This window comes from Arthrobacter sp. 05N425 (assembly GCF_056397125.1).
This window is the reverse complement of sequence record NZ_JBFTMU010000002.1, coordinates 479,763-498,915: the sequence shown is the minus strand read 5'-3', so window position 1 is coordinate 498,915 and position 19,153 is coordinate 479,763. Positions and strand designations below refer to the sequence as shown.

Sequence of the window (19,153 nt, the reverse complement as noted above, 5' to 3'; positions counted from 1 at the left end):
GGCCGGCTCAAGGAGAGCCGGCCCGTCCTGCTTGCCTAGGAACTAGTGGTTACCACTTGTTGCGGGGCTTGAAGCCGCCTTCGGTGCGGGGCTTGCGGGTGTCGGTGCCGACGCTGCGCTCGTTGCGGTCGCTGAAGGAGCGGCCGCCGCGGTCAGCGGAGGAACGCTCGCCGTCGTTCTTGCGGAACTCGCGCTTGAAGCCGCCGTTGCCCTTGAAGTTGCCGCTGCCACCGGAGTAACCGCCGCGCTCGCCGCCACGGTTGCCCTGGTAGGCGCCCCGGTCGCCGGAGGGCTTGCGGCCGTTGTCCAGCTCGAGGTGGATCAGCTCGCCGCCGATCCGGGTGCGGGACAGTGCCTTCAGCTGATCCGGGCTCAGGTCCGCCGGGAGCTCCACGAGGGAGTGGTCCGAGCGGATGTCGATGCCGCCGATCTGGGCCGAGGAGATGCCGCCTTCGTTGGCAATGGCGCCCACGATGGAACCCGGCATGACGCGCTGGCGGCGTCCGACGGCGATCCGGTAGGTGGCGTTGCCCTCGGTCAGGGTGCGGGTCGGGCCACGGGAGCCGAACCCGTCCTTGGAGCGCTCGCGCTTCTGGAATTCCGGCGCGGCGGGCAGTTCCTTGACCAGGAGCGGCTGTCCGCCCTGCGCCATGACGGCCAGTGCAGCGGCAATCTCGGCTGCCGGAACGTTGTGCTCTTCCTCGTAGGAAGCGATCAGGTCGCGGAACGCCGAGACGTCCTCAGATTCGAGGGTTTCGGTGATCTTCTCGGCGAACTTGCCCAGCCGCAGGGTGTTGACCGTTTCCGCGGTAGGCAGGTGCATCTGCTCCACCGGCTGGCGGGTGGCCTTCTCAATGGAACGCAGCAGGTACTTCTCCCGCGGGGTCATGAACAGCACGGCGTCGCCGGAACGGCCCGCGCGGCCGGTGCGGCCAATGCGGTGCACGTAGGACTCGGTGTCGTGCGGGATGTCGTAGTTGATCACGTGGCTGATGCGCTCGACGTCCAGGCCGCGGGCCGCGACGTCGGTGGCGACGAGGATGTCGATCCGGCCCTCCTTCAGGGCCTCGACCGTGCGCTCACGCTGCTGCTGCGGGATGTCGCCGTTGATGGCCGCCGCCTGGAAGCCACGCGAGCGCAGCTTGTCGRCCAGGTCCTCGGTGGCCATCTTGGTGCGGACGAAGGCGATGACGCCGTCGAACTCTTCGACCTCGAGGATGCGGGTCAGTGCGTCGAGCTTGTGCGGGCCCATGACCTGCAGGTACCGCTGACGCGTGTTGGCGCCGGTGGTGGTCTTGGACTTGACCTGGATCTCGGCCGGGTTGTTCAGGTACTGCTTGGAGAGGCGACGGATCTGGCTCGGCATGGTGGCAGAGAACAGTGCAACCTGGCGGCCCTCGGGGGTCTGCTGGAAGATCTGCTCCACGTCATCGGCGAAGCCCATCCGCAGCATCTCGTCAGCCTCGTCCAGCACAAGGTACTGGAGTTCGGACAGGTCCAGGGAACCCTTGGCGATGTGGTCGATCACACGGCCGGGGGTACCGACGACGACCTGGGCGCCGCGGCGCAGGCCGGCCAGCTGGGGTCCGTAGGCGGAGCCGCCGTAGACCGGCAGGACGGTGAAGTCGTCGATGTGCTTTGCGTAGGAGGTGAAGGCCTCCGCGACCTGGAGCGCAAGCTCGCGGGTCGGAGCCAGGACCAGGGCCTGCGTCTTGCGGGAGGGGCCGTTCAGGTCGTGGAGTTCGGCCAGCCGGGACAGTGCCGGTACTGCGAATGCTGCAGTCTTACCGGTACCGGTCTGGGCTAGGCCCACAACGTCGCGGCCTTCAAGCAGCACCGGGATGGTCGCTGCCTGGATCGGGGACGGCTTCTCGTAGCCGACGTCCTGCAGGGCGGCAAGGACGCGGGCATCAATGCCGAGGTCGACGAAGCGGAGACCGGTTTCGTCGTCACCGGCATCGTTCGGGGTGTTTTCGGCCGCGGTTTCCACCGGCGTGGTGGCTGCTTCGGCGGCAGGGGTTTCGGTGATCTCGACGTCGGCCTGGGTGTTTTCAGTGTCGACGGAGTTGTCCTGATTTTCGGGCATAGGGGAATCTTCCTCATCCATAGGGGCCAGGCGGCACAACCCGAGGTGAGCGGAGCCGCAGTACACGTGCCGTAATTGCCGGGCATACGTTGACCGGCCGGTCACATAGAAGCCCGGCGCTTTCGCAATCCCGTGGCAGGACTTCCCGCTGCAACTCTTGGCTGCTATCCCAGCAGTCTGTACAGCGTTTTCTTTAGCCGGCTCTCCCTATGAAAATGCCCGCATCACAGTAGCGGGCCCCAACACTTGCCAGTCCTGCCTCAAAAATTGGGCAGGAATAAGGGATTTCCGGAGTGGGGGATATTTCAAGTGTAAGGCATGCACACCTGCAGGTGGTAACGCAGGGGTCGACGGCGGCGGTGAGCTTGCGCACATGTCGCACCGCCCGGGCCTGTGCGGGCCCCGGACCGCGCTCCGGCGGGCGTGCTAGTCCGCCGGTTGCAGCTTCGCAAATTCCTGGTGGTACTCCGGCTGCAGCCGGATCAGGCCATCGGCGTCGGCATCCCGCAGCGCCTCCATGTCCTGGACCGTGGGGTCGGAGAACCATTTGCCGATCGTCACGCCGTGCGCCGGGACGTAGAGCCGGTGGATGTGGTCCCCCGCCTGGATGCTGCCGGTGCGCACCACGCGCAGATAGGTGCCTACAAGTCCGGCCTCGGTGAACCGCTTGACCCAGTGGGGTTCGTTCACCCGCCGCTGGAAGGTGCTGCACGGCCGGCGGGGCGAGGTGACTTCCACTTCGACGTCGAGCCCGATCTTCCAGCGTTCGCCGATCACCGCGTTGGTGGCGTCGATGCCGGCAACCCGGAGGTTCTCGCCAAAGTATCCGGGCGGGATGTCCCGTCCAAGTTCCGCGGCCCAGTAGTCGGCGTCGGCCTGGGAATAGGCGTACAGCGCCTGGTCTTCGCCGCCGTGGTCGATCCGGTCGGCCTGGATGTCACCGCGGAGGCCCAGCCGGTGGACTTTCACGGGTCCGTCCACGGGACGCTTGTCGATGGCGGTCACGCCCAGTCGTCCCTCGTCGCTGAGCAGCTGGTGCACCCGGCAGACGGCAAGCACAGAAGCGGTGTTCATGGCACCAGTGTAGGCCCGGGGCCGCGTCCGGACGGCGGAACGTAGGATGCTCCCATGAGCAGTGTTGGAGCAACAGACGTGTCCGATGTCCTGGCGATCGATTCCCTGCTGAGCGCCGAAGAGCTGGCTGTTCGGGAAAAGGTCCGCGATTTCACCAGCCAGCGGATCCGGCCCGGGATCGCGGCCTGGTATGACGACGGCGTCTTCCCGCTCGAACTGGCAGCGGAACTGGGCGAGCTGGGCGTGCTCGGGATGCAGCTGGAGGGCTACGGCTGCCCGGGCCGCTCCGCCGTCGAGTACGGCCTGGCCGCGATGGAGCTCGAGGCCGGCGATTCCGGCATCCGCACCTTCGTCTCGGTGCAGGGTTCCCTCGCCATGACCGCCATCCACCTGTGGGGCTCGGAGGAGCAGAAGCAGGCGTGGCTGCCCCGGATGGCCGCGGGCGAAGTGATCGGCTGCTTCGCCTTGACCGAGCCCACCGCCGGGTCGGACCCGGCGGCGATGCAGACCTTCGCCCGGCGGGACGGTACGGGCGATGACGCCGGCTGGATCCTGGACGGGGCGAAGCGCTGGATCGGGCTCGCCTCCGTCGCGGACGTGCTGGTGGTGTGGGCAATGACCGACGACGGCGTGCGCGGCTTCCTGGTGCCTGCCGGCACGCCGGGGGTGACTGCCACGCCGATCGGGCAGAAGCTTTCGATGCGCGCCTCGATCCAGTGTGATGTGGGCTTCGACGGGGTCCGGCTGGGCCCCGAGGCGCAGCTGCCCGCCGCCCGCGGGCTGCGGGGACCGTTCAGCTGCCTGAACGAGGCACGCTACGGGATCGCCTGGGGCGCGATGGGCGCCGCCCGGGACTCCTACGAGGCTGCGCTGCGGTACTCGCAGGAGCGGCTGCAGTTCGGCAAGCCGCTGGCCGGGTACCAGCTCACCCAGGAGAAACTGGTGAACATGCTGCTGGAAATCCAGAAAGGCACCCTGCTGGCGCTGCAGCTGGGCCGGCTCAAGGACGCCGGGAAGCTGAGGCCGGAGCAAATTTCGCTGGGCAAACTGAACAACGTGCGGGAGGCCATCGCGATTGCCCGCGAAGCCCGCACCATCCTGGGCGGGAACGGGATCACGCTGGACTATTCACCGCTGCGGCATGCCGCCAACCTCGAGTCGGTGCGCACCTATGAGGGCACCGACGAGGTGCACACCCTGGTCCTGGGCCAGCACATCACCGGGCTGGCCGCCTTCCGCTAGCGGCGCGGGGTGAGATGACAGTTCGCGGCAGTGTTGCCGCACCACACTGCCGTGAAATGTCATCTCGACGGCGGCGATGGCGCGGCCTCAGGCGGAGAAGCCTCCGTCTGCCTTGACCAGCTGCCCGGACACCCAGCGGCCCTCGGGTGAGAGCAGGAACGCCACCGTCCCGGCCACGTCCGCGGGGGTGCCGAGCCGGCCGCCGGGATGCCGGCGGGCCAGGTCCTCGCGCAGTTGCGGGTCCATCCAGCCGGTGTCCACCGGCCCCGGGTTGAGCACGTTGGCGCTGATGCCCTGCGGGCCCAACTCCCTCGCGGCCGCGATCACGATCCGGTCCAACGCGCCCTTGGACGCCCCGTACGGCAGGTTGAACGCGGTGTGGTCGCTGGTCAGCGCCACGATTGCACCGCCTTCAGCCGGCGCCTGCCGGGCAAATGCGGCGATCAGCTGCCAGCTGGCGCGGGTGTTGACGGCGAAGTGGCGCTCAAAGCTCTCCAGGGACGTGTCCAGGATGCCCGAGTCCACGGATTCGGCGTGGCTCAGCACCAGACCCTGCAGGGTGCCAGCCTCTTCCGCCACTGCGGCCATCAGCCGGTCCACGGCCTGCGGATCCTCGAAGTCGGCGGGCACGGCCAGCACGGCGGCGCCGGTCGCCTGCAGCTCGGCTGTGAGGCGTTCGACGTCGTCCGGCTGCACGCCCCAGGGCATCCGGGTGTCGTAGTCCTGCCAGTAGGTGAGCACCAGGTCCCAACCGTCCGCTGCGAGCCGCCGCGCAATGCCTGCACCGATGCCGGCGAGCCTTCCGACGCCGGTAACCAGGGCCGTCTTGCGCTGCACCGGCGGGGCATCGGCGGCCGGCGTGTCCGGGTTATCTGGCCTGGGCGGGGTGGAAACCATGGTGCCCAGCCTAACGTCCGGCCTAGGCCGGGACCGGGACGGCCGCCTGCTTTCCGGTGTCCTTGCGGATGGTCGCGCTGATGACGGCGGCGATGGTGCACATCGCCGCGGCGGCGAACCAGGCGTACGTGTACTGGCCGGTGGCGTCCCGGACGGCACCGGCCGCCAGCGCTGCCGCGGCGGCGCCGAGCTGGTGCGCGGCGAAGACCCAGCCGAACACGACACTGCCGTCCGCGCCGAACACCTGGCGGCAGATCGCGGCCGTCGGCGGGACGGTGGCTACCCAGTCCAGGCCGTAGATGATCACGAAAACGATCATGCTGGGCTGGATCTCGGCGCTGAGCAGCAGCGGCAGCACCAGCAGCCCGATGCCCCGGAACTGGTAGTAGACGGCGAGCAGGATCCGTGGATTGAAGCGGTCCGTCAGCCAGCCCGAGGCGATGGTGCCGAGAATGTCGAAGATGCCGACGACGGCGAGCAGGCCGGCGGCCGTGGTTTCGGCCATGCCGTGGTCGTGGGCGGAGGGGATGAAGTGGGTGCCGATCAGTCCGTTGGTTGTGGCTCCGCAGATGGCGAAGCCGGCCACGAGTGCCCAGAACGTCCGGACCCTGCTGGCCCGCTTGAGCACCTGGAGTGCCCGGACGGCGGCATTCCGGCGGGGCCCGGCCGGGACCGCCTGCTCCCCCGGCGTTGCGGTCTCGCCGGCTGTAGCCCCACCCTCCGCGGACTCGGTCTCGGCGCCATACGGCAGCGCACCGACGTCGGCCGGTGAGTTCTTCAAGAACTTCAGCACCAGCGGCACCACCGCCAGGGCACCGGCGGCGATCAGCAGCGAGGCCTGCCGCCAGCCGGGGCTCTGCGCGAGGGCGGCGATGAAGGGCAGGAACACCAGTTGCCCGGCCGCGCTGCCCGCGGTGAGGATGCCGATCACCAGCCCGCGGCTCTTCACGAACCAGGTGTTGGCGACCGTGGCGGCGAACACCAGCGCCATCGATCCGGTGCCGAGTCCGATCAGCAGCCCCCAGGTCAGCAGGATCTGCCACGACTGGTTGACCAGGACGGTCAGGGCGCTGCCTGCCCCGATCAGCACCAGCGCCACGGCGGTCACGGCGCGGATGCCGAAGCGCTCCATCAGGGCCGCGGCGAACGGTGCCGTGAGGCCGAACAGCACCAGGTTGATGCTGACCGCGGCCGAGAGGACCGTGGTGGACCAGCCGAACTCGGTCTGCAGCGGCACCATGAGCACGCCCGGGGCGGCCCGGAAACCGGCAGCGCCGACCAGTGCCAGGAACGCGACGACGGCGACGATCCAAGCCGGATGGATGCGGCGCCGGGTGGAGGTCCGGGGCTCACTCATGCTGCGGTTCCGTTCTTCCGTCTCGCCGGAGCGGTGGCGAGGGGGACCGGGTCGGCGGTCCGGGTGAGGCTGTGCCAGCTGGTGTTTTCGGCCGTGAGCCGTTCGCCGCAGGCCGTGCAGCTGTCCGCAGAGGAGGTGCGCTGCCCGCAGCCGCTGTGGACCACAAACATGTGCGCCTGTTCGGACGGCGCGGCCAGGTGCTTCTCGGACCAGATCACGACGGCATTGAGCACCGGCAGGGCGTCCTCGCCTTTGGCGGTTAGCACGTACTCCTGGCGGCGGCGGCCGCCGCCGTCGTCGTAGGGGCGGCGGGTGAGCAGGCCGGCGTCGACGAGTGCTGCCAGCCGCCGGGTGAGGACCGAGTCAGCAGCGCCCAGCCGGGCCTTCATGGCGTCGAAGCGTCCGTTGCCGAAGAAGACTTCGCGCAGGACCAGCATGCCCCACGGGTCGCCGAGGATGTCCAGGCCGCGGGCCATGCTGCAGTTGCGCCGGGACCAGTCGGATCGAAGTGCCATACCGGCAGATTAGCTGGCTTTCTTCAAGATAGCTAGAGGCCGCAGCTGCCGGGACCTAGAGGTACGGCCGGAGCCCGGCGCGGGACGGCCGGTAGGCCAGCGCCCAGTACACCAGCATCGCCATCCCGCAGACCACGCCGAGGCTGGCGACCGTGAGCTGCCACTGCGTAGTGGGATCCTTGCCCCACTCGTGTGCCCCGGCCATCACCGCGAGGTACTTGGGGGTGAGGTAGAAGGCGACGGCGGAGGCGGCGACGATGATCCAGCCGGCCAGCCGCATTTTGCCGTCGCGCGAGGGGACTCGGTGGATGGCGAACCCCATGCACGGCAGCGCCACGGCCATCCAGACCCAGTGGTGGGACCAGGACACCGGGCTGATCAGCAGCATCAGCAGCGCGGTGGCGGACACAGCCACGAAGTTCTCCTCCGCGTCAACCGCCCACTTGATCACCAGCGCGGCGACGGCGGCGAGGCCCAGCGCGAGCACCAGCCAGACCACGGAGGTCAGGGACGAATCCGGCATCCCCAAGTGCAGCAGCAGGCCCTTGACCGAGAGGTTGTCCACGTAGGCCGGCCCACCGATCCGTCCGGTGTCCGGCAGGATCTTGGTCCAGAACGTCACCGAAGCGGTGGGCAGCATGGCCCAGGCCAGCGCGATCGAGCCGAAGAACCCCGCGGCCATCCAGCCCAGGGCCTTGAAGTCGCGGCGGACCAGGAAGTACAGGCCGAAGGCGAGCGGGGTCAGCTTGATCCCGGCCGCGATCCCGATCAGCAGGCCCGCCGGCCAGCGGAACTCGCCGGCCCGGGATTTTCCGTAGAGTGCGAAGTCGGCCAGGATCAGGCCCATCAGGATGATGTTGATCTGGCCGAAGTCGAAGGTATCCCGCCACGGGCCCATCAGCAGGATCGCCGCGGTGCCGGCCAGGGCGACGGCCCGGAACCGCCAGTCCGCGACGGCGTCGCGCCAGCGGCCCAGCCCGAAGTAGTGCCGGGTCAGCCACGCGGACACGACGGCTGCGCCGAGCAGCGCGGTGGCAGTGAAGACAAAGCCGCCGGCGCTTTGGCCCAGGGTGGCGAGGGCGGCGAAGATCAGCGCGGCGAACGGCGGGTAGGTGAACGGAAGCCCGTCGCGCGGGGCGTAGAGCTCGTTCACGCCGGCTTCGCCGGTCTGCAGCACCCGGTTTCCGCCGTAGAAATAGACCTCGAAGTCGTTCAGCAGCGGGATGTAGGCCGAGTACAGCACCACCAGGGCGACGACGACGGCGGCCGCGCCGGCCGCCGTCGCGATCCAGCCGCGGATGGTGGAGCTGGCTGCCCTGGAAGTGCTGGTCACCGGAGGCTAGCTGCCCGTCTCAATGCGCGCGAAAGCCTGCTCGAGGTCCGCAATCAGGTCCTCGACGTCCTCGATGCCGCAGGAGAGCCGGATCAGGTTCTCCGGGACTGCCAGTTCGGTGCCCTTGACCGAAGCGTGGGTCATCTCGGAGGGGTAGTTCATCAGCGATTCGATGCCGCCCAGGGATTCCGCCAGCGTGAACACGGAGGTGGATTCGGCCACCTTGCGTGCCGCGGCCTCGCCGCCCTTGAACTGCACGGAGATCATCCCGCCGAACTTCTTCATCTGCTTCTTTGCCAGTTCGTGGCCCGGGTGGGAGGGCAGGCCCGGGTACAGCACGGCCTCCACCTCGGGGCGCTGCAGCAGCCATTCGGCCACGGCCTGGGCGTTGTCGCTGTGCCGGTCCATCCGCACGCCGAGCGTCTTGAGCCCTCGGGTGGTGAGGAACGCGTCCATCGGCCCGGACACGGCGCCGACGGCGAACTGCACGAAGCCGATCTTCTCGGCCAGTTCGGGGTCGTTGACGATGATCGCGCCGCCGACGACGTCGGAGTGCCCGCCGATGTACTTGGTGGTGGAGTGCACCACGACGTCGGCGCCGAGGGCCAGCGGGTTCTGCAGGTACGGCGAGGCGAAGGTGTTGTCCACCACGAGGAGGGCGCCGGCGTCGTGCGCCACCTTGGCGAGCGCCTCGATGTCGGTGATCTTCATCATCGGGTTCGACGGCGTCTCCACCCAGACCAGCCGGGTCTTGCCGCCGGCCGCGCCGCCGTTCGATCCGCCTGCGGCGACGGCCTTCGCGACGGCGTCAAGATCGGACATGTCCACCGGGGTGTTGCCGATCCCCCACTCGCCCAGGACGCGGCTGATCAGCCGGTACGTCCCGCCGTAGGCGTCGTTGCCGAGCACGATGTGGTCTCCGGGCCGGGTGAGGGCGCGGATCATGGAATCCTCGGCGGCCAGGCCGGAGCTGAAGGAGAACGCCGCTGCGCCGCCCTCCAGCGCGGCGAGCTGCTCCTGCAGGGCGTCGCGGGTGGGGTTGGTGCCGCGGCCGTATTCGTAGCCTGCCCGGAGGCCGCCGATCCCGTCCTGCGCATAGGTGGAGGAGAAGTGCACCGGGGGCACCACGGCGCCGGTGCGCGGCTCGAAGGCCTGGCCGGCGTGCACGGCGCGGGTGTTGAAGCCGGCGTTGGCCGCGGAAGAGCTTTCTGGCTGGGACATGGGACTCCTTGAACTGGTCAGTTGCTGAGGTAGGCGAGGAGGTCGTGGCGGGTCAGGATCCCCACCGGAGCGCCGACGAACGTCACCATCAGGGTGTCGGTGTCGGAGAGGAGTTCGCGGGCCGTCGAGATCGATTCGAGCGAACCGATCACGGGCAGCCGTGCCTCCATGTGTTCGGAGATCTTGTCGGTGAGGCTCGCCTCGCCGCGGAAGAGCTTGGCGGTCAGGGTGCGCTCGTCGACGGCACCGAGCACCTCGCCCATCACGACCGGCGGTTCCTGGGACAGCACCGGGATGTGGGAGACACCGTACTCGTTCATGATGTTGATGACGTCCCGCACGCTCTCGTTCGGGTGGATATGCACCAGGTCCGGCAGCTCGCCGGTCTTGGACTTGAGCACTTCTCCCACCGAGGCTTCGTCGCCGCCGGCGAGGAAGCCGTAGGAGCGCATCCACTGGTCGTTGAAGATCTTCGCCAGGTAGCCCCGGCCCGAATCGGGCAGGATCACGACGACGACGGCGTCGGCGGGCAGGTCCTTGGCGGCCTGCAGCGCGGCGACGACGGCCATGCCGGAGGAACCGCCCACCAGCAGGCCCTCTTCCCGGGCCAGGCGGCGGGTCATGGCGAAGGACTCGGCGTCGCTGACGGCTATGACCTCATCCGGAATGGCCTTGTCGTAGTTGGCGGGCCACATGTCCTCGCCGACGCCCTCGACGAAGTACGGCCGGCCGGTGCCGCCGGAGTAGACCGAACCGGCCGGGTCGGCGCCGATGATCTTGACCACGCCGCCGTCGGCCTCGGGCCGGTCCGCGGAGACTTCCTTGAGGTAGCGGCCGGTGCCGGTGATGGTGCCGCCGGTGCCGGCGCCGATCACGCAGTGCGTGACTTTGCCGTCCGTGTCCTTCCAGATCTCCGGGCCGGTCGACTCGTAGTGGCTGGCCGGCGCGGCCGGGTTGGAGAACTGGTCCGGCTTGTAGGCGCCCGGGATTTCAGTGACCAGGCGGTCCGAGACGCCGTAGTAGCTCTGCGGGCTGTCCGGCGCGACGGCGGTGGGGGTAACCACCACTTCGGCGCCGTAGGCCTGCAGCACGGCGCGCTTGTCTTCGCCGACCTTGTCCGGGACCACGAAGATGCAGCGGTAGCCCTTCTGCTGCGCCACGAGCGCCAGGCCCACACCCGTGTTGCCGGACGTGGGCTCCACGATGGTCCCGCCGGGCTGGAGCTTGCCGCTGCGTTCGGCCTCTTCGACCATCTTGGCGGCGATGCGGTCCTTGATCGAACCGCCGGGGTTCAGGTATTCCAGCTTCACCAGGACCGTGGCGGCGATGCCGTCGGTCACGTGATTGAGTTTGACGAGCGGCGTGTTGCCGATGAGGTCCAGGACGGACTGGGCGTACTTCATAGGTACAAAGTTACCGTCTCCGGGACGGCGGGCACGTCGCGTCGCCGGCGCCGCGGTCCGGGTGCGACGATAAGGCAGTGAAGCGAAGGACCTGGTTGAAGACGCTGAGGAGCTACCTCGTCCCCGGCGGGATGCTCCTCGCCGGGGTGGCGGTGCTGGGCACCGGGCTGTTGCCCTGGCCCGCATTCGAGGAGCTCACCGGCCGCACGGTGCCCGTACTGGGCTTCGTGGTGGCCATGTCCCTGGTGACGGAACTGGTGGATGACGCCGGGCTGTTCCGGGCCGTCACGGACCGACTGGCCGCCCTGGGCCGGGGCAGCGTGCTGCTGCTCTGGCTGCTGGTGATCGCGCTGGCAACGGTCTCCACCGTGTTCCTGTCGCTGGATACGACGGCGGTGCTGGTCACGCCCGTCGTCGTACTTCTGGCCGTCCACGCCCGGATCCCGCCGCTGCCCTTCGCGCTGACTACCATCTGGCTCGCGAACACGGCCTCGCTGCTGCTGCCGGTGTCCAACCTGACCAACCTGCTGGCCCAGTCCCGGCTGGGTCTCAGCCCGGCCGCCTTCGCCTCGCTGGTCTGGGCCCCCGCGCTGGTTGGGATCCTGCTCCCCCTGGCTCTGCTCTGGCTGGCCTTCCGGAAGGATCTGCGGGGCCGCTACGGCCCCCAGCCGGTCCACCGGGTGCGTGACAAGGTGCTGCTGTACGCCTCGGCTGGCGTGATGCTGCTCCTGCTCCCGGCCCTGGTGTCCGGAGTGCCAGTACAGATTCCCGCCGCAGCCGCGGCCGCGGTCCTCCTGGGGCTGTTCCTGTGGCGGCGCCGCTCGGCCCTCCGCTGGGCCATGGTCCCGTGGCGGCCGCTTATGCTCACCGTCGGCCTGTTCATGGTGGTCGAGGCGTTGCACGCCAACGGCCTGACCAAGGTCCTGGCGGGCGTCGCCGGGTCCGGGGAGAGCCTTCCCGCGCTGCTCCAACTGGCGGGGCTCGGCGTGGGAGCCGCGAACACCGTCAACAACCTGCCGGCCTACCTCGCGCTGGAACCGGCGGGCGGCTCGCCGGTGAGGCTCGCGGCCCTCCTGATCGGCGTGAACCTTGGCCCGCTGGTGAGCCCCTGGGCGTCCCTGGCGACCCTGCTCTGGCACGAGCGCCTGCGGGCCCTCAACGTCGAGATCCGCTGGGGCGGCTTCGCGCTGGCCGGCCTCGCCGCCGTCGTCCTCACGGTTCCCCTCGCGGTCGTGGCCCTCTGGCTGGCCAACGGCATGCACTAGGCGCGGGTCAGGCCCCGATGTCGTTTCCGGCGGTTTCGCCGCTGCCGCCGGCCGGAGCCGGTGCCGCGGGCGCGGCGTTCTGCCACAGCCCCACTACGTTGCCCTCGGTGTCCGTGAAATACGCGTTCCAACCGGACCCCGGCACCTCCATCTTTTCCCGCTGCACCGAACCGCCCCGGGCCACGATCTGCTCCAAGGCGGCGTCGATGTCGTCGACGTCGACGGTCACCACCGGGGCGGTGAGCTCGCCGCGGCGGAACAGGCCGCCGTTGATCGACCCGGAGACCGCGGGCCGGCCCTCCTCGTCCATCGGGGTGGTCAGCGCCAGGCTGTATTCCATCTCCGGCATGACCTGGAAACCCCAGCCGAACACCGAACTGTAAAACTCACGCGCACGGTTCTCGTCGTCCGCGGGAAGCTCGAAGTGCACCATTCCACCAGCCATCACACTCTCCTGACCATCAAGGGATCCGATCCCGGGGCGGGCGCGGGAAGTCCGGGCCACAGCCGGAGTCTAGTCCCGTCCGGGGCCGCGGATAAGGGCCGTCCGGTTGCGCGCATCCCTCCGCCCAACAGCCCGGATGTGCCCGCCGTCGGCCGGGCGTGGGAACATATTCGAGTGACCACCGCAGAGCTCCCCGCCGGCGTGCCCGCCACGGCGGACGCCTCGCTGCGGTGGCACCCGGGCGGCCCGTTCGATCTCCTGCAGACCCTCGGCACGCTCCGCCGGGGCCACGGCGATCCGTCCATCCGGGTCACTGCGGACGGCTTCTGGATGGCGTTCACGACGGCGGCCGGTCCGGCCACGCTGCGCCTGGCGTCCGCGGGTCCGGCGGCCGCGCCCTGGATCGAGGCGCGCGCCTGGGGGCCCGGGGCAGCCGCGGCGATCGAGGCCGTTCCGCGAATGCTGGGACGCGACGACGACTGGACGGCCTTCGACGAACCCGGCTTCCACGCCACGCTCCCCCGGATGGTTGTCGACGCACGACGCCGCAACCCCGCCCTCCGGCTGCCGGCCACCGGGCGGATGATCGATTCCCTGGTGCCTACGGTGCTCGAGCAGAAGGTCACGGTGATCGAGGCACGCCGCGGCTACCGCTACCTGATGTACCGCTTCGGGACAGCGGCGCCCGGCGCCGGCACCGTGGCCCCCGCCAACCTCCTGGTCCAGCCCACGCCCGAGCAGTGGCTGCGCATCCCGTCCTGGGAGTGGCACAAGGCCGGAGTCGGCCCGCAACGATCGGACACCGTCATGCGGGCGCTGCGTTCCGCGGCCGCGCTGGAACGGCTGGCGGCGCTGCCGGCGGCCGAAGCGGCCGCGAAGCTGCAGACCCTTCCCGGGATCGGCGTCTGGACGGCGGCCGAGGTGGTGCAGCGCACGCACGGCTGTCCGGACTCGATCGCGGTGGGCGACTACCACCTCGCGGCCTACGTCGGCGCGGCCCTGACCGGGCGGCGGACCGACGACGCCGGGATGCTGAGGCTGCTGGCACCCTGGGCCGGGCACCGCCAGCGGGTGGTGCGCATGATCGGCCTCAGCGGGTTCCGCAAGCCGGTTTTCGGGCCGCGGATGACCATCCAGGACCACCGCGGCCACTGACCGGCGCCGCTGAAGCAACGCGGGGTCACATCCGGCCCATCCGGGGCGCCTTTATAGGCGCGATCTGACCCCGCGTTGCGTTAGACCGAGCGGAGCCGGGTCTTCTTGATCCGGCCAACGAGGGCTTCGAAGCCATCGGCGAGGTCATCGGCGTTGGCCTTGAAGTACGCCCAGCCAGCGCCGCGGAACGCTTCGTCCCGCCGGATGTCCCTGGATTGTTGTTCCCGGGTGAGGTGGTGGGCGCCCTCGTACTGGATGGCGATGCGGTACCTCCGGTAGCCCAGGTCTGCGGCCGGCGAGCGCCGGTCGTCAGGGTCCAGCCTGATCTGAAGCTCCGGCTCCGGTAATCGCGCGTCCATCAGCGCCAGCCGCAGAAAGGTCTCCGGGAGCGAATCCGCCCCCACCCGCATCTCGTCCAGGGCCAGCCGGGCTTTCTCGACGCCCTTCATGTTGGGATGCTGGCGGATGAGTAGCCGCAGTCCGTCCTTGTACGCGTAGGGCTCTGAGCGCTGTTCCAGGCCAGGCCGGGGTATCCGAATGATCTGGTCGCCCAGGGCGATGAGGTAGTTGAGAGGCAGGCCCGAGGCGAGATCCAGCCAGGTCCGCGGCGGTGCCGTCACAGGGACGCCGTCGACGTCGGTCAGCTCGCCGGGGATACACCGCACGCGGTGTCCCGTAACCCCGGCCCGGCGGACGCGAGGCAGTTCGTGCGGCTTGCTGAGGTGGATGGTGGAACACCCGCCCAGCCACGGCGGCAGTCCGAGCCGGGTGAGCACGGCGGCGGTCTCGTGGGACACCCAGGCGCCGGGCGTGGCTGCGCTGAGTACCCGGGCACGTTCGAAGATCTCCAGGTGCCTGCCGGCCGGCAGATAGATGAGACGGCCGCCGTCGGACAGGTCCTTCGCCCGGAGTCGCTTGGACGTAACGCCGACCGCACGGGATTCGTAGACCGTGAACGGCGTCTGGAAGAGACTTTCGGGGAGCGGCACAATGCGGACCATGGGCACCATTGTGGCCGCGGATTAGGCTCGCTGCCAGAGTTATCCACAGGCCTGCCTAACTCGAAGCATCGCGGGGTCACTTACCGCCCATCCACGGCCCCGCGATGGGCCGTAAGTGACCCCGCGTTGCGGTCAAAGATGCAGCCTGGCCACGGCTTCCTGGCGCATGTCCACCTTGCGGATCTTGCCGGACACTGTCATCGGGAAACTTTCCCGGACGTCCACGTAGCGCGGGATCTTGTAGTGCGCCAGCTTGCCCCGGCAGAATTCCGTCAGCCCCGCGGCGTCCAGCCTGCCGGCTCCGGGCTTGAGGATCACGCACGCCATCAGTTCCTCACCGTACGTGGCGTCAGGGACGCCGATCACCTGAACGTCCTGGATATCCGGGTGCGTGTAGAGAAACTCCTCGATCTCGCGCGGGTAGACGTTCTCGCCGCCGCGGATCACCATGTCCTTGATCCGGCCCTCGATCACCAGGTAGCCGTCCTCATCCATGCGCGCCAGGTCGCCGGTATGCATCCAGCCTTCGGCGTCGATCGCCTCGGCCGTCTTGTCCGGCTGGTTCCAGTAGCCCTGCATCACGGAGTACCCGCGGGTGCACAACTCGCCGATCTCGCCGCGCTGCAGCACCTCCCCGGTCATGGGGTCCACGATCCGGTTCTCCAGCTGCGGCATGGTGCGGCCGACGGTCTGCGTGCGCTGGGCCATGGTGTCCCCGTCTCGGGTCATGGTGGAGACCGGAGAGGTCTCGGTCATGCCGTAGCAAATGGCCACGTCGCGCATGTTCATTTCCGAGATCACCCGGTTCATGACCTCGATGGGGCACAGCGAACCGGCCATGACGCCGGTGCGCAGCGTCGAGAGGTCGTAGGAGGCGAAGTCCGGCAGCGCGAGTTCGGCGATGAACATGGTCGGCACGCCATAGAGCGACGTTCCGCCGAAGTCCTGCACGGCCTCCAGCGCGGCGGCCGGCGTGAACCCGCGGCCCGGAATGATGGTGGCGGCGCCGTGGCTGAAGGCGGCCAGGTTGCCGATCACCATTCCGAAGCAGTGGTAGAACGGCACCGGCAGCACCACCCGGTCGTGCTCGGTGTAAGCCAGCAGCTCGCCGATGGCAAAGCCATTGTTGAGCAGGTTGTGGTGGGTCAGGGTGGCGCCCTTGGGGAAACCGGTGGTGCCGGAGGTGTACTGCAGGTTGATCGCGTCGTGCGGGTCCAGTTCGGCCATCCGCGCCTTCAAGCCGGAGTGCGCGACGTCGTCGGCCCGCCTCAGCAGCTCGGCGAATGTCCGCTCCGCCTCACTTTCCGGGACCCCGGCGGTGAGGCCGGGCTGGCCGGAATCGGGCAGGAACACGACTTCGCGCAACTCGGGACATTCCGCCAGCGCCTGCCGGGCCATCACCGTGTAGTCGCTGTTCCGGTCCGACGGCGCCGCCACCAGCATCCGCATGCCGTTCTGCTTGACGACAAACTCCAGCTCGTGGCTGCGGTACGCCGGATTGACGTTGACCAGGATCGCCCCGATCTTCGCTGTGGCGTACTGCAGAATGGTCCATTCGGCGCAGTTCGGGCTCCAGATTCCGATCCGGTCTCCCTTGGCGACGCCGAGCGCCAGCAGCGCGCGGGCCAGCCGGTCGACGTCGTCGTTCATCTTGGTGTAGCTCCACCGCCGGGCCTCCCCGCCGGGAACCGCCGCGGCCTCGATCAGCGCGTCGTGGTACGGGAACCGGGCGACGATCCGCTCAAAGTGGTCGCCGATGGTTTCATCGATCAGCGGGACGTCAGTGTCCCCGGCTGTGTACGCAAGCATGGTGTGACGCTACCAACAGGCCGCCGGCAAGAGAAGGGCAAAGCGTGGAAGTCCTAGGAAATCTTCAGGACATCTTCCGACGCCGGGTCGGCCTCCCGGTAGGGTAAAACCCATGAGCGCACCCATTGACCTGCAGGCCACTTTCATTCCCAACGAGGGCGAATTCTTCCGCGTGAAGCTTGCCCTCGAAATCGCGATCGACGAGGTCGTCAACGAACCCGGCTGCATCCGCTATGAGCTGACCGAGGCGAGCGAGGACAAGCTGGTTCTGACCGAGCAGTGGGCTTCCCAGGCAGACTTGGACAAGCACTCCAAGGGCACCGCGGTCCAGGACCTGAACGAGTCCCTGAGCGCTTTGCTGGCCGAGCCGGTCAAGCTGGAAAAGCTCTAAGCCCGCCCCGCCTCCGAACACAAACGCGGGGTCACCTCGCGCCGGTAATCCCTCAAGGGATGGGCGCGAAGTGACCCCGCGTTGTTGTTTGTTGCGGCAGTCCGGGTGTTGCGGCAGTCCGGCTTAGATATCCGGAATCTGGCTGCCGTCCTGCTGGGTTGTTGCGGCCTCGGCCTGGGAACGGGCCACGTGCGCGTGGACCTCCTCCATGTCGAGGGCCTTGACGGCGTCGACCACCTGCTCCAGCTGCTGGGCGTTCAGCGCACCGGGCTGGGAGAACACCAGTACCTTTTCGCGGAAGGCCATCAGCGTGGGGATCGAGGTGATACCGGCCTCGGCGGCAAGCTGCTGCTCCGCTTCGGTGTCCACCTTGGAGAAGACCACGTCCGGGTGCTTCTCTGAAACGGCCGAGTACGTGGGGCCAAACTGCTTGCACGGGCCGCACCATTCGGCCCAGAAGTCTACGAGGACAATGTCGTTGTCCTCGACGGTCGATGCGAACTGTTCACCTGTAATGTCTACGGTAGCCATGCGTCAACGGTACGCGAGCCGCCCGCGAAAGTCCCCTGCGTTTCGCTGATGGCACATCCCGGCGGGCACGGCGCGGAGGTCACGCCCAGACGTGCGGGGCGGGGCGGCGGGCGCCCGGCAGCGCGTTCGTTTCCCGCCACTCGTGGATCCATTCGGGCAGCTCCAGGTCCGCCGGCGGCGCCCCGAACTCGCGGATGATCTCTTCCTGGCTGACCGGCTTGCCCTTACTGACCAGCCGGGTGGCGATGTGGGCGCGGGCGTAGATTTCGCCGTCGACCACCATGCGCTGCTCAAAGTAGATGGCCTTCTCATCCAGGCCGATGACCTTGGACTCGATGGTGTACTGCTGCCAGAGCTGCAGGGAGCGGCGGAAAGCGATGGTCTCCCCCGCCACCACTGGCGTCCAGCCGCGCCGGCGCATGGCCTTCCAGGTCCCGCTGCGTGCCATCAGGTCGAACCGGCCCAGGTCCATCAGCGAGAGGTACATGCCGTTATTGACATGCATTGCGATGTCGATGTCTGTCGGGAGCACGCGGAGCGGCAGCGAGGACGTGTCCCAGATGCTCAGCGGCGAGCGCCGGGCKGACTTGATGAGCAGGAGGAGGGTGCGGAGCAGCAGGTGCATGGGACTATGTTACCCGCGGGTAACAAAGGTGCCAAGAAGGGTCGGCCGCTCAGCCGGCGGACAGCACCGCCACCGTGGCCTTGCGGCCGGAGCCGCGGATGGTCCAGCAGTTCCCGGTGCCGAGCACCTCAAGGTCCTCGAGGCCCGCGTGGCGCAGCACCAGCGCGGTGTTCTCGTCCAGGGCCACGGCCCGGTCCACCAGGCCCTCCGCCACCGCCGCGACCGCGCGGCTCAGGGTCCCGGCCTGCGCGGTATGGACGTCGACGGCGAACGGCACCAGGCCCAGGCCGTCGCGGACGTCGATTTCGTCAAGGCCTTCGGAGCATTCTTCCGAGCACACCTCGATGCCCCGGATCCGGTAGCCGCCCACAAGCGCCCGTTGCGGCGCGATCATCGCCCCCGCGGAGAACCCCAGATAGGGCACGCCGGCAGCGACCGCCTGCCGGATCGCCGCCGCCGAGCCATGCAGGCCGGCCAGGTAGTCCGGGGTAGGGCCGCCTCCGACGACGATCCCGTCGACGTCGTCGAACGCTTCCGGGTCCGCCGGCTCATTGGAGCGCAGCAGGACCGGTGTCAGCTGGCAGGACGTGCGACTCTGCAGCGGCTCCAGGTACGCGGGGAGGAAATACTCCGAGCTGCCTTCGCGGTCGAACAGCACGACGGCGATCCGGGGAGGCGGGCTTCCCCCGCCGCGGTTCCGGACATCCTTGACGAAGCGGTCAAAGATAACCGGGGTGGTGACGGTATCGGGGCCCCCGCCCACCAGGATGATGCTCATGGGTATCACGGTACCCGCCCGGCCG

18 protein-coding genes are annotated in these 19,153 nt (G+C 68.8%); 4 read left to right on the top strand and 14 right to left on the bottom strand.

Annotated elements, in window-relative coordinates; all coding sequences use genetic code 11:
• Nucleotides 1-49: 49 nt before the first annotated feature.
• Nucleotides 50-2,086 carry a DEAD/DEAH box helicase gene (locus tag AC1DGE_RS05605; RefSeq protein WP_476917050.1) on the bottom strand — a complete coding sequence of 679 codons (2,037 nt, stop codon included), beginning with the start codon at nt 2,084-2,086 and terminating at the stop codon, nt 50-52.
• Nucleotides 2,087-2,512: 426 nt separating this feature from the next.
• Nucleotides 2,513-3,160 carry an MOSC domain-containing protein gene (locus AC1DGE_RS05600; RefSeq protein WP_441416971.1) on the bottom strand — a complete coding sequence of 216 codons (648 nt, stop codon included), beginning with the start codon at nt 3,158-3,160 and terminating at the stop codon, nt 2,513-2,515.
• A 54-nt stretch (nt 3,161-3,214) separates the two neighbouring features.
• Between AC1DGE_RS05600 and AC1DGE_RS05595 the strand changes: the two genes are divergently transcribed.
• Entirely contained in the window at nt 3,215-4,402 is a 1,188-nt protein-coding gene (locus AC1DGE_RS05595; protein ID WP_476917049.1) for an acyl-CoA dehydrogenase family protein, read from the top strand.
• Nucleotides 4,403-4,489: 87 nt separating this feature from the next.
• On the opposite strand, the gene AC1DGE_RS05590 is transcribed toward AC1DGE_RS05595, so the two are convergent.
• The 6 genes from AC1DGE_RS05590 to AC1DGE_RS05565 are packed head-to-tail and all read right to left on the bottom strand — an operon-like array spanning nt 4,490 to nt 11,128.
• A complete protein-coding gene (locus AC1DGE_RS05590) occupies nt 4,490-5,299 on the bottom strand; it encodes an SDR family oxidoreductase (protein ID WP_476892086.1) in 810 nt (269 codons plus the stop codon).
• Between the two features lie 22 nt (nt 5,300-5,321).
• Nucleotides 5,322-6,656, bottom strand: a complete 1,335-nt coding sequence (locus AC1DGE_RS05585) for an MFS transporter (RefSeq protein ID WP_476917048.1) — start codon at nt 6,654-6,656, stop codon at nt 5,322-5,324.
• Nucleotides 6,653-7,171: a winged helix-turn-helix transcriptional regulator gene (locus tag AC1DGE_RS05580; RefSeq protein ID WP_476917047.1), complete on the bottom strand. Its 519-nt coding sequence runs from the start codon at nt 7,169-7,171 to the stop codon at nt 6,653-6,655. The genes AC1DGE_RS05585 and AC1DGE_RS05580 overlap by 4 nt, the downstream gene beginning before the upstream one ends.
• A 55-nt stretch (nt 7,172-7,226) precedes the next feature.
• Nucleotides 7,227-8,504, bottom strand: coding sequence for a glycosyltransferase family 87 protein (locus tag AC1DGE_RS05575; protein WP_476917046.1), 1,278 nt, complete (start codon nt 8,502-8,504; stop codon nt 7,227-7,229).
• A gap of 6 nt (nt 8,505-8,510) precedes the next feature.
• On the bottom strand, nt 8,511-9,725 hold the full coding sequence (locus AC1DGE_RS05570) for a cystathionine gamma-synthase (RefSeq protein WP_476917045.1): 1,215 nt from the start codon (nt 9,723-9,725) through the stop codon (nt 8,511-8,513).
• A 17-nt stretch (nt 9,726-9,742) separates the two neighbouring features.
• Complete coding sequence (locus tag AC1DGE_RS05565) at nt 9,743-11,128, bottom strand: cystathionine beta-synthase (protein ID WP_476917044.1); 1,386 nt, start codon at nt 11,126-11,128, stop codon at nt 9,743-9,745.
• Between the two features lie 131 nt (nt 11,129-11,259).
• Here AC1DGE_RS05565 and AC1DGE_RS05560 point away from each other — a divergent pair, with 131 nt between their 5' ends.
• Entirely contained in the window at nt 11,260-12,393 is a 1,134-nt protein-coding gene (locus AC1DGE_RS05560) for an SLC13 family permease (RefSeq protein WP_476917060.1), read from the top strand.
• A 7-nt stretch (nt 12,394-12,400) separates the two neighbouring features.
• Here AC1DGE_RS05560 and AC1DGE_RS05555 read toward each other — a convergent pair whose 3' ends face one another.
• The gene (locus AC1DGE_RS05555) at nt 12,401-12,838 is read right to left on the bottom strand and encodes a VOC family protein (RefSeq protein ID WP_476917043.1); all 438 of its coding nucleotides are present in this window, start codon (nt 12,836-12,838) and stop codon (nt 12,401-12,403) included.
• A gap of 174 nt (nt 12,839-13,012) precedes the next feature.
• Here AC1DGE_RS05555 and AC1DGE_RS05550 point away from each other — a divergent pair, with 174 nt between their 5' ends.
• Nucleotides 13,013-13,993: a DNA-3-methyladenine glycosylase family protein gene (locus tag AC1DGE_RS05550; RefSeq protein WP_476917042.1), complete on the top strand. Its 981-nt coding sequence runs from the start codon at nt 13,013-13,015 to the stop codon at nt 13,991-13,993.
• A gap of 80 nt (nt 13,994-14,073) precedes the next feature.
• Here AC1DGE_RS05550 and AC1DGE_RS05545 read toward each other — a convergent pair whose 3' ends face one another.
• Together AC1DGE_RS05545 and AC1DGE_RS05540 are read right to left on the bottom strand one after the other, a co-directional pair.
• On the bottom strand, nt 14,074-14,994 hold the full coding sequence (locus AC1DGE_RS05545) for a hypothetical protein (RefSeq protein ID WP_476917041.1): 921 nt from the start codon (nt 14,992-14,994) through the stop codon (nt 14,074-14,076).
• A gap of 132 nt (nt 14,995-15,126) precedes the next feature.
• Nucleotides 15,127-16,803 (bottom strand): AMP-binding protein, encoded by a 1,677-nt coding sequence (locus AC1DGE_RS05540; RefSeq protein ID WP_476917040.1) that lies wholly within the window; start codon nt 16,801-16,803, stop codon nt 15,127-15,129.
• 112 nt (nt 16,804-16,915) lie between these two features.
• On the opposite strand from AC1DGE_RS05540, the gene AC1DGE_RS05535 reads away from it, so the two are divergent.
• Entirely contained in the window at nt 16,916-17,194 is a 279-nt protein-coding gene (locus tag AC1DGE_RS05535) for a putative quinol monooxygenase (RefSeq protein WP_441416959.1), read from the top strand.
• 123 nt (nt 17,195-17,317) lie between these two features.
• Here AC1DGE_RS05535 and trxA read toward each other — a convergent pair whose 3' ends face one another.
• The 3 genes from trxA to AC1DGE_RS05520 form a co-directional block, all read right to left on the bottom strand.
• The gene (gene trxA, locus AC1DGE_RS05530) at nt 17,318-17,725 is read right to left on the bottom strand and encodes a thioredoxin (protein WP_441416958.1); all 408 of its coding nucleotides are present in this window, start codon (nt 17,723-17,725) and stop codon (nt 17,318-17,320) included.
• A gap of 79 nt (nt 17,726-17,804) precedes the next feature.
• Complete coding sequence (locus AC1DGE_RS05525) at nt 17,805-18,350, bottom strand: acyl-CoA thioesterase (RefSeq protein WP_441416957.1); 546 nt, start codon at nt 18,348-18,350, stop codon at nt 17,805-17,807.
• A 49-nt stretch (nt 18,351-18,399) separates the two neighbouring features.
• The gene (locus AC1DGE_RS05520; RefSeq protein WP_441416956.1) at nt 18,400-19,128 is read right to left on the bottom strand and encodes a Type 1 glutamine amidotransferase-like domain-containing protein; all 729 of its coding nucleotides are present in this window, start codon (nt 19,126-19,128) and stop codon (nt 18,400-18,402) included.
• Between the last annotated feature and the right edge of the window lie 25 nt (nt 19,129-19,153).